We start from the raw sequence: 12,865 nt of genomic DNA on the forward strand, positions 1-12,865 counted from the left end.
TACGTCCGGCGTTTACCGGTTGTACGGCGTTTCCCGGCGCGGGCAGAGCCGCGTGGTGAATGCGCGCCGGGAAACGGTTCAGCCGCGGTGGGCCTCGAAACGCAGCGTCCGTGAGACGCCGACGCGCACGGTCGTGCCGGGCGCGATCGTGACGGGCTCGTTGGGCGGGATGTCGTAGAAGTTCGGGTCGCCGGGCGGCTGGATCTGGGTGCCGTTGACCGAGCCGAGGTCAACCAGGTTGACGTCCCAGCCGTCGAGCGCCACCCGCAGATGCCGCCGCGAGACCGAGCCGTCGGGGCTGGTCACCTTGGCGGGGCGGGCGTTGCCGCCGGCCACCTCGGGCGCCCGCTCGGGGTCGCGGCCGAGCAGGTAGTCGCTGTCGAGCGGCAGCGCGGTGCCGTCGTCGAGCACGAGCACGCCGAGCTGCGGGCGCGGCCCCTTGTACGGGACGAGCGAGCGCTGCACGAGCGCGATGCCGCACACCGCGCAGTAGGGGGCGCGCGGGTCGTTGAAGTGGTCGTTGGTGCAGTCGACGCCGTAGACGAGCGGCCGGTCGCCGTGGTCGGGCTGCTCGTGGCCGGGCTGCGGGTGCCCTTGTGGGTGCCCCTGCGGGTCGAACGGCGGGGGCGGCCCCTGCGGCTGGTCGAACGGCTCCGGCGGCGGGCCGAGGTGCGGCGGGTGGTCTCCGGGCGGCGGGCCCAGGTGCGACGGCGGGTCGAGCGAGGGCGGGCCCATCAGCGGCGGGCCTGGCTCGAAGTGCTCCTGCTGCGGCGGGGCCTGCTCGTACTCGGGGACGGTGCCGTTGCCCGGCGCGGGCGCGGGCTCGTCGTGGCTGGGGAACGGCGGCGGGCCCGGCGGCCCCGGCTGCTCGGCCCCCGGTGGCGCGAGGTGCGGCTGCGACGGCGGCTGAGGCTGCGACTGGATCTGGGGCTGGGGCTGGGGCCCGGGGTGGTGGGGCGCCGACGGCGGCTGCGGCCGGAACTGCGGGCCCGAGGGCGGGCCGGGCTCGGGGCCGGACAGCGGGTAGGGCGGGGCCTGGGCCGGCGGCTCGGCGCGCGGCAGCAGGTCGGGCTCCATGTGCAGGGCCGTGTTGGGCATCTCGCTGGTGAGCGACCTGGAGCGCTCGGCCCGCTCGGAGCGCTCGTCGGCGCCGGACCGGCTGCCGGCGGGCTCGCCAGGCTCGTCCGCGTCGCCGGGGGCGGCCGTGATGCCGCCGCCGTGCACGACGCCGCCGGAGAAGCCGACGGCCGGGTGCGGGTCGCGGGCGCCGGGGAGGCTGAGCTCGATCCGCTCGACGGGGCCGGCGATGAGCCGGTCGGACCAGGTGAGGGAGTCGCTGCCGGCCAGGCGGGTCTCGCCTGAGGCGGTGGTGACGGTGGCCGAGGCCGAGCCGCTGACCAGGACGGCCACGCCGCCGCCGACCGGGCCCGCGACCGCGCAAGTGGCCGGGTCGCCGGCCATGTTGGCGGCGAGGACCTGGGCGGCGCGCCGGGCCAGCGCCCTGCCGTCGCCGCCGGAGGCGGCCGTCTCGCGCAGCGCCTCGATCAGGCCGGTGCCGGCGGCCTCGTCCGCGTCGCACACCAGCAGCAGGCCGCCCAGATAGGCGACCAGGCCGTCGCCGGGAAGCGGGCGCACGGTCCCGAAGCCGTGGTCAGTCATGAGTCCTCCCCCATGACCGTGCTGCGCTCGGTCACTCAACTCTCCTTACCGAAAGCCGACGGTATGACGGCACTCATACGCATCCCGGACGCGAGGCCGTCGCGCCGCCCCCCAACTGTGCAAGCTCGGGCAAACAGCACACTATCGGCCAGACGTCGCAGCATCGAAACTCCGGCGTCCCGATCAATGACATTATCCGGGGCCGGTCGCTTAGACGAGTGGGACAAATCAGACGCCGATGAAGACGCGGTTGACGTCGGCGGTGGCGAGCACCCCGTAGATCTCCCCACCCCGCTCCACGAGCAGGTACTCGCCCGCGGGCGCCTCGCGCATGGCGTCGATGAGCGCCTCGCCCTCCAGATCGGCGGCCAGCACCACGGACGGCTCCAGCGACTTGGCCAGCGCGCCCACGTCGACCCAGGGCCGCCGGTGCTCGGGGGTGGCCTGCACGGCCGACTCGTTGACGATCGCCAGCGGCCTGCCGTCGTGGTCGACCACGACGAGCGCGCCCGCCCGGCTCTCGGCGGCCTGCCGCAGCGCCTCGGCCAGCGGCGTCTCGGCCGTCACCGGGATCGCCCGGCGCGCCAGCCCGCGGGCGTTGAGCTGCGGGATGCGGGCCCGGAACCGGGCCGCCTTGAGCGACTGCCCGGCGGCCACCCAGATGAAGGAGGCCAGCACGAACGGCCAGATCAGGTCGCGCGGGTCGAGCTCCTGGCCGGACATCGTGGACATCGCGAACGGGATCGCCACCAGCGCCACGGCGAGGATCCGGCCGCCCCACGCGGCGGCGACCGTGCCGGCGCCGGGGCTGCTGGTCAGCTTCCACACACCGGCGCGCAGCAGCCGCCCGCCGTCGAGCGGCAGGCCGGGCAGCAGGTTGAACACGCCCACGATGAGGTTGGACACCCACAGCTGCCAGATGAGCACCTCCGGGATGCCCCCGCCGTTGATCAGGAACTCGTCGGCGGCGTAGCCGATCCCGGCCAGGCCCAGCGACAGCGCCGGGCCCGCCGCGGCGACCATGAATTCCTTGCCGGGCGTGGGCGGCTCCTTCTCGATCTCCGACACGCCGCCCAGCAGGTAGAGGGTGATGCGGCGCACCGGCAGCCCGTAGGCCTTGGCCAGCACGCTGTGGGCCAGCTCGTGCAGCAGGACCGACACGTACAGGAGCACCGCGAAGACGAACGCGACCGCGTAGGCGGCGCCGCTGGACAGGTGCGGCAGCATGTCGCGCACGGTGTCGCCGAACAGCCAGGTGATGAAGGCCGCGACGATGAACCACGTCCACGACACGTAAACCGGGATCCCGAAGGGCTTCCCCATCCGGATGCCCGAGAACTCCTGCCGCGGGCTCTGCTCGCTCACCGCACTCCTCGCCGTCCACGCCGCCACCGGCCGCATCATGGGCCGCGTCACCGGCCGCATCACCGGATGCCGCCGCTGCCCTTGATGCTACGCGCCGGACCACGTGATCCAGGACTCGCCGCCGTATTATGTCGGGCCGGTGACCTAGAGTGCGGTGCATGACGCTGACCGAGCCGGTGATCATCGGAGCCCTCTCCCCGTCCCGGGCGGGCGACTTCATGACCTGCCCGCTGCTCTACCGGTTCCGGGTGATCGACCAGCTTCCGGAGAAGCCGTCGCAGGCCGCGGTGCGCGGCACCGTGGTCCACGCGGTGCTGGAGCGGCTCTACGACCTGCCGGCGCCGCGCCGGTCGGTGCAGGCGGCGCTGGAGCTGCTGGAGCCGCAGTGGGAGCGCCTGCTGGCCGAGGAGCCGCTCTACGGCGAGATGTTCGCCGACGATGCCGAGCGGGCCGAGTGGCTGGCGCAGGCGCGGGCGATGCTGGAGCGCTACTTCACGCTGGAGGACCCGACCCGGCTGGAGCCCGCCGAGCGCGAGCTCTACGTGCAGGCGGTGCTCGACGGCGGGCTGATGCTGCGGGGCTACGTCGACCGGCTCGACGTGGCGCCGACCGGCGAGGTCCGGGTGGTCGACTACAAGACGGGCAGCGCGCCGGGGCCGGAGTGGGAGGCCAAGGCGCTGTTCCAGATGAAGTTCTACGCGCTGGTGCTGTGGCGGCTGCGCGGCGAGGTGCCCCGGCTGCTGCAGCTCGTCTACCTGGGCGGGCGGGGCGAGGTGCTGCGTTACGCGCCCGACGAGGCCGACCTGCTGGCGACCGAGCGCAAGGTGCGGGCGCTGTGGGCGGCGATCGAGCGGGCGCTGGAGACCGGCGAGTGGCGGTCGCGGCCGAGCCGGCTGTGCGACTGGTGCGACCACCAGGCGCTGTGCCCGGAGTTCGGCGGCACTCCCCCGCCGGTGCCCGACCGCCAGCCCGGCGACACCGTCCGGAGCAACCGGCGGGCGGCCAGCGACGAGCTGTAGCCCCCTCCCTGCCCGGTCCTGGCCCGGGATCCTTCTTGGGGAGGAGGTTCCGGGCTCTCACCTGGGCCTACAGTGAAGCGGTGCGCACCGGCCGAATGACGTTCCATGACTCGGTCCTGGCCCTGCTCGTGGCCGTGGGTTCGGTGCCGCTGTTCCTGCTCCAGAGCGCCGCGCGCGCCGAGTGGACCCGCGCGCCCGACGCGTTCGGCGTGGCGCTGGTGCTGCTCATGTCGGCGCCGGTGGCCGTGCGCAGGTCGTGGCCGCTGGCGGGCCTGTGCGCGAGCCTGGTGCCCCAGACGCTGCTGGCCGCGCTCGGCTACGGGTTCGGGCCGGCCGCGCCCGCCGGGCTGGTGCTGCTCTACTCGGTGGCGGCCCACCGGGGGCTGGCGGCGGCGCTGTGCGCGCTGACGCTGTCGCTGGCCGTCTACACGGTGGGGGTGTCGGCCGGGCCGGTGACGCCGGCCCGTTGGAGCGACCACCTGGTGGTGATCGTGGTGCTGGTCGCGCTGTGGGGGGCCGGGCGGAGCCTGCGGCTGCGCCGCGCCTACCTGGCCGAGCTGAAGGACCGCGCGGCCCGGCTGGAGCGCGCGCACGCGGCCGACACCCGGGCGGCGCGGGCCGAGGAGCGCTCGCGGATCGCCCGCGAGCTGCACGACGTGGTGGCCCACCACGTGAGCGTGATGACGGTGCAGGCGGCCGCCGCCCGCAAGGTGCTGGCCTCCGATCCGGAGCTGGCCCGCGAGGCTCTGTCGGCGATCGAGAACACCGGCCGCGTCGCGATGGCCGAGATGCGCGACCTGGTGGGCGTGCTGCGCGCCGGCACGCGGGCCGAGCTGGGGCCGCAGCCGGGCCTACGCGACCTGCCCGCGCTGGTCGAGCAGATGCGCGAGGCCGGTCTCGACACCGGCCTGTCGGTGCACGGCGAGGCCGGGCGGCCGCTTCCGGCGGGCGTCGACCTGGCCGCCTACCGGCTGGTCCAGGAGGGGCTGACCAACAGCCTGCGGCACGCGGGCGCGGGCGCCCGGGCCGAGGTGACGGTCCGCCACGCGCCGGGCGAGCTGGACGTACGGGTCGAGGACGACGGCCTGGGCGCGGCGGCCGGGGCCCGGCCGCCCGGGCACGGGCTGGTGGGCATTCGCGAACGCGTGGCCCTCTATGGTGGGATCATTGACGTGGGCCCGAAGTCGGGGGGCGGTTTCGAGGTGCGGGCGAGGTTCCCGTTGAAGGACGAGCGATGACGATCAGAGTCCTGCTGGTCGACGACCAGCCGCTGCTGCGCACCGGTTTCCGCCTGATTCTCGAGGCCGAGCCCGACATCACGGTCGTGGGCCAGGCCGGCGACGGCACCGGCGCGCAGGAGCAGACCCGGGCGCTGCTGCCCGACGTGGTGCTGATGGACATCCGCATGCCGGGTGTCGACGGGATCGAGGCGACCCGCCGGATCGTGCGCGAGGCGGCGCCGGCGGCGCACGTGCCGAAGGTGCTCGTGCTGACCACCTTCGACCTCGACGAGTACATCGTGGAGGCGCTGCGCTCGGGCGCGTCGGGGTTCCTGCTGAAGGACGTGCCGCCGGACGAGCTGGTGCAGGCGATCCGGGTGGTGGCGGCGGGCGACGCGATCGTGGCGCCGAGCGTGACCCGGCGGCTGCTCGACCGCTTCGCCGCCCGGCTGCCCCCGGCCTACGAGCAGGCCACCCCGGCGCGGCTCGACCGGCTGACCGACCGGGAGCTGGAGGTGCTGCGGCTGATCGCCAAGGGCATGTCCAACGCGGAGATCGCCGCCAAGCTCGTGGTGAGCGAGACCACGGTCAAGACCCACGTCGGCAACGTGCTGACGAAGCTGGGGCTGCGCGACCGGGTGCAGGCCGTCGTGCTCGCGTACGAGACGGGCCTGATCACGCCGGGCGCCCTGTCCTGACCCGCGGGCCGGGACAGGGCGCGGCGCGTCAGTCCTTGCCCGCCTCGCCGGCCGTGGCGGCGGCGACCGGGGCGTTCTCCGGGAAGTGGCAGGCGACGCTGTGGCCGCTCGCCAGCGTCTCCAGCGGCGGCTCCACGGTCTTGCAGATCTCCTGCGCCTTCCAGCAGCGGGTGTGGAAGCGGCAGGCGGGCGGCGGGTTGAGCGGGCTGGGCACGTCGCCCTTGAGCCGGATGCGCTCGCGCTCCTTGCGCGCCTTCGGGTCGGGCACCGGCACCGCCGACAGCAGCGCGTTGGTGTAGGGGTGCATGGGCGAGCTGTAGAGGCGCTTGCGATCGGCGATCTCCACGATCTTGCCCAGGTACATGACCGCGACCCGGTCACTGATGTGGCGCACCACCGACAGGTCGTGCGCGATCACCACGTAGGTGAGGTCGAGCTCCTTCTGCAGGTCTTCCAGCAGGTTGACGACCTGGGCCTGGATCGACACGTCCAGCGCCGAGACGGGCTCGTCGGCGATGATGAGCTTCGGCTTGAGCGCGAGCGTGCGGGCGATGCCGATGCGCTGGCGCTGGCCGCCGGAGAACTCGTGCGGGTAGCGGTTGTAGTGCTCGGGGTTGAGCCCGACCAGCGCCAGGATGTCCTGGACCGCCTTCTTGACGCCGTTCTCGGTGCGGACGCCCTGGATGCGGAACGGGGCGCCGACGATCGCGCCGACCGTGTGGCGGGGGTTCAGCGACGAGTAGGGATCCTGGAAGATCATCTGCATGTCGCGGCGCAGCGGGCGCAGCTTGCCCTGGCTCAGGTGGGTGATGTCGCGGCCCTCGAACTCGACCGAGCCGCCGGTCGGCTCCAGCAGGCGCGTGACGAGCCTGCCGGTGGTCGACTTGCCGCAGCCGGACTCCCCCACCAGGCCGAGCGTCTCGCCCTTGAACACGTCGAAGCTGATGCCGTCGACCGCCTTGACGGCGGCGACCTGCTTCTTGAACAGGCCCGCGGTGACGGGGAAGTGCTTCTCCACGTTCCTGACGGACAGAAGCGGCTCGTTCTCGCTCACTGGGTCTCCAGCACTGGCTTGATCTCGTTCTCCCACAGCGACCGCCGCTCCGTCCTGGGCATGTGACAGCGCACCAGGTGGCCGCGCTCGGTCGGCGCCAGGTCCGGCACCTCGGTGGACGCCCGCCCCTCGGTGCGGTCGGCGTACGGGCAGCGCGGGTGGAAGGCGCACCCGGGCGGCACGTTGATGAGGGACGGCGGCGAGCCCTTGATGGGCAGCAGCCGCTCGGTGGGCTCCCGGTCGAGGCGGGGCATCGAGCCCAGCAGCCCCCACGTGTAGGGGTGCTCGGGGTTGTAGAAGATCTCGTCGGTCTTGCCGTACTCGACGCACTTGCCGCCGTACATGACGAGGATGTCGTCGGCCAGCTCCGCCACGACGCCGAGGTCGTGGGTGATGATGATGAGCGCGGAGTTGAACTCGCGCTGCAGGTCACGCATCAGGTCGAGGATCTGGGCCTGCACGGTGACGTCGAGCGCGGTGGTGGGCTCGTCGGCGATGAGCAGCTCGGGGTCGCACGACAGCGCCATGGCGATCATCGCGCGCTGGCGCATGCCGCCGGAGAACTCGTGCGGGTAGCTGTCGACGCGCTTGCCGGGCTCCGGGATGCCGACGCGGCCGAGCAGGTCGACGGCGTGCTTGCGCGCCACCTGCTTGCTGACGGCGTTGTGGATCCGGTACGCCTCGATGATCTGGTGGCCGACCGTGTAGTAGGGGTGCATGGACGACAGCGGATCCTGGAAGATCATCGCCATCTTCTTGCCGCGCAGCCCGCGCACCTGCTCGGCGGGGGCCGAGACGAGCTCCTCGCCGTCGAGCCAGATCTCGCCGGAGATCTTGGCCCGCCCGCCCTTGTGCAGGCCGAGGATGCCGAGGCTGGTCACGCTCTTGCCGGAGCCGGACTCGCCCACGATGCCGAGCGTCTGGCCGCGCTCCAGGCCGAAGGTGAGCCCGTCGACGGACTTGACGACGCCGTCGTCGGTCGGGAAATGGATCTTGAGATCCTTGACGTCCAGGAAGCTCACGACAACCTCACCCTCGGGTCGACCCAGGCGTAGAGCAGGTCGACGATCAGACTCGCGACCACGACGAAGCAGGCGGCGAACAACACCACGCCCATCACCTGCGGCAGGTCCTGGTTGCGGATGGCCAGGATGGCGAACTGGCCGAGCCCGGGCAGAGTATAGGTGGTCTCGGTGAGGACCGCGCCGCCGATGAGGAGGCCGAAGTCGATGCCGAAGAGGGTGAGGATCGGCGTCAGCGCGGCCCGCAGGCCGTGTTTGACGACGACGTCGCGTTCGCTCAGGCCCTTGGCCCTGGCGGTGCGCACGTAGTCCTCGCCCATGGTCTCCAGCATGCCGGCGCGGGTGAGCCGGGCGTAGGTGGCCGCGAACAGGAACGCCAGCGTGATCCAGGGAAGCAGCAGGTTGAAGGCCCACTGCGCCGGATTCTCGGTGAAGTCCGTCCACGAGCCGCCCGGTGGTGTCCAGCCCAGCCCGTAGCTGAAGACGACCAGCGAGAGCATGCCGGTGAAGAAGATCGGCAACGACACCCCGGCCAGCGCGGTGCCCATCGACAACCGGTCGAAGAAGGTGCCGCGCCGCAACGCGGAGATGACGCCCACGGACACGCCGCCCAGCACCCAGAGCAGGGCCGCGCCGATGGCCAGCGAGAACGTCACCGGCATCCGGTCCAGCAGGTCCGGCCACACGGGCTGGCCGGAGATGAAGGAGTAGCCGAAACAGGGCGCGGGGCACTGCTCGACCCCGGCGCCGTAGTCGTACTCGGCACCGGCGACAATGCCCTTGGCGAACCGGCCGTACTGGACGATGACCGGGTCGTAGAAGCCGAGCTTCTGCGCCACCAGGTGCACCGTCTCCGGTGTGGCCGCGCGGCCGACGTACCGGGAGGCCATCGCCTCGGGACTGGATCCGGCCCACTGCGGCACCACGAAGAAGATGCCGAAGGTGACCATGCTGATGACGATCAGCATGGCGATGGCGCCGATGAGTCGTCTGATGATGTATGTGAGCACCGCTGCCGGCCGGATGGCCTGCCCGTCGCCGGGCAGGCCATCCCTGCCTTCACCTGCCTTCGCTAGTTCCCCGAAGCCCGCCTGGTCACTCCACGCCGAGCAGGGCGTAGTCGTACTGGCTCTGGCCTTCGTTGTAGGCGAGGTTGGTCACGCCCTGGCCGCGCAGCAGCAGCGACTTGGCCCACACCACCGGGAGGATGGAGGCGTCCTCCATGACGGCCTTGTCGACGTCGACCCACAGCTTGTTGCGCTTGGTCTCGTCGAGCTCGGCCTTGGCCTGGTCGATCAGGCCGTCGACCTTGTCGCTCTTGACGCTCAGGTTGTAGTTGCCCGCGGGGCGGATGGTGCGGCTGTCGACGATGGCCTGCATGAAGCCGTAGCCGTCAGGCCAGTCGGAGCCCCAGCCGTGGGCGGCGAGGCCGACGCCGTTCTTCTTGACGTAGTTGACGTTGCCGGCATAGTCCGAGAAGTAGCTGGAGCCGGGGAAGCCCTTGAGCGTCAGCTTGATGCCGACCCGGGCCAGCGCCTGCTGCATCGACTCGGCCAGCGCCTTCTCGCGCGGACGGTCGGCGCGGAAGGTCATCGTGGTGGAGAAGCCGTTCGGCTGGCCGCAGGCGGTCAGCGCGGCCTTGGCCTTCTCGACGTCGCCCTTGTTCTCCGGCGTCGCGTACAGGTCGAACTTCTCCTGGCCGACGATGGGCGGCGGCATCACGTTCGTGGCGATCTCGCCGCCGGCGACCTCGCCGCCGAAGGCGGTCTGGTTGGCGACGCGGTCGGCGGCCCACATGACGGCCTTGCGGCACTCGATGTTGTCCAGCGGCGGGGTCTCCGGGATCACCGAGACGAACCAGAGCCTCGGGATCGTCGGGTTGTCCGTGCGGGCCTTCAGCGCCGGGTCGGGCAGCACCTTGCCGAGAGCGGCCGGCTGCATGCCGGTGCCCTGGACGTCGAGGTGGATGTCACCGGAGATGAGCTGGTTGTCCACGTCGTCGGCGTTGACGTTGAGCTGGACCTCGATCTTGTCCGGCAGCGCCGGGCGGTTCGGGTCGGTCGCCGCGTCCCAGTTCTCGTTACGGACCAGGCTGAAGCGCTTGCCGGCCTCGTTCGTCTCGAACTTGTACGGGCCGGAGGAGATCACGTGCTCCTTATACTTCGCGCCGGTGTCCTTGTCCTTGGGCACCGGGGCGGTCATCGGCATCTGCACGATGTAGTCGAAGGAGGCGAACGGCTCCTTCAGGTGGAAGACGACGGTGGAGTCGTCGGTCGCCTCGACGGCCGAGCTGTAGTCGGCGTCCGGGGTCTTGTAGACGCCCTTGAAGTCCTTCGGCCAGTCGAGCAGCTCGTTGAGGTAGGACGGGCCGTGCGGGAAGGTCTCCTTGTCGTACGACCGCGCCACCGCGTAGGCGACGTCCTTGGCCGTGATCGGGGTGCCGTCCTCGAACTTCAGACCACTCTTGATCTTGTACGTCCAGGTCTTGCCCTCGTCGCTCGGCTCGCCCAGCGCCTCGGCCAGGTCCGGGACGACCGTGTTGCTGTCCTTGCCGGGGCCCGTCTTGTACGTCGTCAGCGTCCGCCAGTAGTACCGGCCGAAGTTGAACGAGTAGCCGTAGTAGGTGTCAGCGGGGTCCAGGCTGTCCCAGTCTGCATAGTTCGCGACTTTCAGAGTGCCGCCCTTCTTGGTGGAAGGGTTGAACACCTCGGTGAGCGCGGCGTTGAACGCGGGTTGCGCGGCAGCGCCGGACGCCGACTGGGCGGGCTGCTGGGAATTGCTGCCGCCCCCTCCGCCGCCACAGGCGGAGAGCACCAGGGCCAGCGTCGCTGTCGCGGCCGCTGCCAGTGCGGATTTCCTTCTCATTGACTACCCCTTGTTAGTGGAGATGGGGATGGAGCAGGGCGAAGGGTCAGTGCGCCCGCGGGTCGAAGGCGTCCCGAAGGCCGTCGCCGAACAGGTTGAACGCCAGGACAGTGATGAAGATCGCCAAGCCGGGGAAGAGCACGAAGTGCGGCAGCGTGTAGAAGCGCACCGCCTCCGAGAGCATGCCGCCCCAGGTCGGGGTCGGCGGGTTGATGCCGACGCCCAGGAACGACAGCGCCGCCTCGAACAGGATGTTCGTCGGGATCAGCAGCGTCGCGTAGACCAGGATCGGCGCCATCAGGTTGGGGAGGATCTCGCGGAACAGGATGTAGCCGTTGCGCGCGCCCAGGCTCCGCGCCGCGTCGACGAACTCGCGCTCGCGCAGCGACAGCGTCTGGCCCCGGACGATACGGCCGATGCTCGGCCAGCTGAAGAAGCCGATGATGAACACGAGCATCGCGATGCGCAGCCCGTTGCCCTCCAGCCCGAACCCCTTGTCAGGGATGACGCCGGCCAGCGCGATGGCGAACACCAGCAGCGGGAAGGCGAGGAAGACGTCCATCAGGCGGCCGATGATCTGGTCGGCCCAGCCGCCGAAGTAGCCGGCGATCACGCCCATGACCGTGCCGATGACGACCGACACCAGCGTGGCCAGGATGCCGATGAGCAGCGAGATCCAGGCGCCGGCGACGATGCGGCTGAAGATGTCACGGCCGTTGACCGGCTCGACGCCGAGCAGGTATTCGCTGCTCATGCCGCCGAAGTCGCCCTTGGGCAGCAGCGTGCTCTGGTCGATCTGGTCCTGGTGGAACTCCAGGGGCGGATGGCCGAGCAGGCTGATGATGGGCGAGGAGAAGATCGCGACCAGGACGAGCAGGATCACGGTGATCCCGCCGGCCAGCGCCACCTTGTCACGGCGCAGCCGCATCCAGGCGATCCGGCTCAGGGAACGCCCCTGGACGGCCTTGCCCGCTCCCTCGAGCACGGACTCCGGGCGCGCCTCCGAGGCGGAGCCGGAAACGTCAAGCGGTGCGGTCATGCCGGATAGCCCCCTGATTTTCAGACGACGTTGTCTGCTCGTTCGCAATACAGACCGCTCGTCGCGACCTCAGGAGGCAGGATCTATGCCCTGAGCTGCGCTGACTAGTCCCTCGGACCGCAGTGTGGCTCAACTGTGATTCACGCGAAACTCATTCGTATTGATCTTGACGAGAATGTCAAGACCCCATCCCGGTTGCGTCTCGGAACTGTGACACGGGAACCGCTCAGCTGATGCCCCGGCGTCGCAACAGGTCCTCGATGTCGGAGAAGTCGTCATCGCCCTTGGCGGCCTTCTTCTGCTCCACCGCCGGCTTCGCGGGCGCCGCCTGAGGCGCCTTCCCGGCCGCCGCGGGCGCCTGAGCTGCGGGAACCTTCTCCGCCTTGCCGCGCCCCGCGCCCTTCAGCTTGCGTCCGCGCATCACACCCGACGCCACGAACAGCACCACCGACAGCCCGGCCACCGCCACGCCCGCCCACACCATCGGATTGAACACCAGGCTCGTCACGAACCCCACGACCGTCGTGCCGATCGTCCACAACGCCTGGAGCGCCCCGGTCAGATAGGCGGCCAGCGGCAGCAGCGCCCACGCAGCCGTCCGCATGCCCGACGCCGCGCCGCGCCGCCGGAACGCCAAGAAGCTCAGGAACAGCCCGGCGAGGGTCAGCCCGGTGCAGAGCGGGAACCATGCGATCGTTTCGAAAGGCATTCGGGGCCACCTCCGTCGTCGGTTACCTCTCCATCCTGGCACGCGATATGGCGCGTGTTCCTCCTCCCCGAGAACCACCCGACCCTTAGGGGACGAACCACCCACCCGTCCGGGACCGGCCCCCTATCGTCACCCAACCGCCCCGATCCCGCCAGCCCACCCTTTCCGGGCCGGGCGGCCCGGGCGGGGGCCGGGCGGGCGGGCCGGGCGGGCGG

At 71.2% G+C, this 12,865-nt stretch carries 11 protein-coding genes; 3 read left to right on the forward strand and 8 right to left on the reverse strand.

Going from position 1 to position 12,865, the window contains the following annotated elements:
• Positions 1-78 precede the first annotated feature (78 nt).
• Positions 79-1,659 carry an FHA domain-containing protein gene (locus KME80_RS39920; protein ID WP_219514705.1) on the reverse strand — a complete coding sequence of 527 codons (1,581 nt, stop codon included), beginning with the start codon at positions 1,657-1,659 and terminating at the stop codon, positions 79-81.
• Between the two features lie 228 nt (positions 1,660-1,887).
• Positions 1,888-3,024 carry a site-2 protease family protein gene (locus KME80_RS39925; protein WP_308126121.1) on the reverse strand — a complete coding sequence of 379 codons (1,137 nt, stop codon included), beginning with the start codon at positions 3,022-3,024 and terminating at the stop codon, positions 1,888-1,890.
• A gap of 158 nt (positions 3,025-3,182) precedes the next feature.
• On the opposite strand from KME80_RS39925, the gene KME80_RS39930 reads away from it, so the two are divergent.
• The 3 genes from KME80_RS39930 (at position 3,183) to KME80_RS39940 (ending at position 5,961) form a co-directional block, all read left to right on the forward strand.
• Positions 3,183-4,043 (forward strand): RecB family exonuclease, encoded by an 861-nt coding sequence (locus KME80_RS39930; RefSeq protein WP_219514707.1) that lies wholly within the window; start codon positions 3,183-3,185, stop codon positions 4,041-4,043.
• A gap of 80 nt (positions 4,044-4,123) precedes the next feature.
• Positions 4,124-5,281 (forward strand): sensor histidine kinase, encoded by a 1,158-nt coding sequence (locus KME80_RS39935; protein ID WP_308126122.1) that lies wholly within the window; start codon positions 4,124-4,126, stop codon positions 5,279-5,281.
• A complete protein-coding gene (locus KME80_RS39940; RefSeq protein ID WP_219514710.1) occupies positions 5,278-5,961 on the forward strand; it encodes a response regulator in 684 nt (227 codons plus the stop codon). The genes KME80_RS39935 and KME80_RS39940 overlap by 4 nt, the downstream gene beginning before the upstream one ends.
• Before the next feature lie 28 nt (positions 5,962-5,989).
• Here the strand turns inward: KME80_RS39940 and KME80_RS39945 are convergent, their stop codons facing one another.
• The 6 genes from KME80_RS39945 to KME80_RS39970 form a co-directional block, all read right to left on the reverse strand.
• Positions 5,990-7,015, reverse strand: a complete 1,026-nt coding sequence (locus KME80_RS39945; RefSeq protein ID WP_219514718.1) for an ABC transporter ATP-binding protein — start codon at positions 7,013-7,015, stop codon at positions 5,990-5,992.
• Complete coding sequence (locus KME80_RS39950) at positions 7,012-8,037, reverse strand: ABC transporter ATP-binding protein (RefSeq protein ID WP_219514720.1); 1,026 nt, start codon at positions 8,035-8,037, stop codon at positions 7,012-7,014. Before KME80_RS39950 ends, KME80_RS39945 begins: the two co-directional genes overlap by 4 nt.
• A complete protein-coding gene (locus tag KME80_RS39955) occupies positions 8,034-9,047 on the reverse strand; it encodes an ABC transporter permease (protein WP_219514722.1) in 1,014 nt (337 codons plus the stop codon). Before KME80_RS39955 ends, KME80_RS39950 begins: the two co-directional genes overlap by 4 nt.
• An 85-nt stretch (positions 9,048-9,132) precedes the next feature.
• Entirely contained in the window at positions 9,133-10,902 is a 1,770-nt protein-coding gene (locus KME80_RS39960) for an ABC transporter substrate-binding protein (protein ID WP_219514724.1), read from the reverse strand.
• 46 nt (positions 10,903-10,948) lie between these two features.
• On the reverse strand, positions 10,949-11,941 hold the full coding sequence (locus KME80_RS39965; protein ID WP_219514732.1) for an ABC transporter permease: 993 nt from the start codon (positions 11,939-11,941) through the stop codon (positions 10,949-10,951).
• Positions 11,942-12,167: 226 nt separating this feature from the next.
• Entirely contained in the window at positions 12,168-12,650 is a 483-nt protein-coding gene (locus tag KME80_RS39970; protein ID WP_219514734.1) for a cellulose synthase, read from the reverse strand.
• Positions 12,651-12,865: the final 215 nt, after the last annotated feature.

The organism is Nonomuraea ceibae (assembly GCF_019396325.1).
Classification (GTDB): Bacteria; Actinomycetota; Actinomycetes; order Streptosporangiales; family Streptosporangiaceae; genus Nonomuraea; species Nonomuraea ceibae.

Excerpts from the sequence above, each read along its gene's own strand:
- KME80_RS39940 (WP_219514710.1), top strand. The coding sequence starts at position 5,278 with ATGACGATCAGAGTCCTGCTGGTCGACGACCAGCCGCTGCTGCGCACC.
- KME80_RS39930 (WP_219514707.1), top strand. The coding sequence starts at position 3,183 with ATGACGCTGACCGAGCCGGTGATCATCGGAGCCCTCTCCCCGTCCCGG.
- KME80_RS39970 (WP_219514734.1), bottom strand. The coding sequence starts at position 12,650 with ATGCCTTTCGAAACGATCGCATGGTTCCCGCTCTGCACCGGGCTGACC.
- KME80_RS39920 (WP_219514705.1), bottom strand. The coding sequence starts at position 1,659 with ATGACTGACCACGGCTTCGGGACCGTGCGCCCGCTTCCCGGCGACGGC.
- KME80_RS39960 (WP_219514724.1), bottom strand. The coding sequence starts at position 10,902 with ATGAGAAGGAAATCCGCACTGGCAGCGGCCGCGACAGCGACGCTGGCC.
- KME80_RS39965 (WP_219514732.1), bottom strand. The coding sequence starts at position 11,941 with ATGACCGCACCGCTTGACGTTTCCGGCTCCGCCTCGGAGGCGCGCCCG.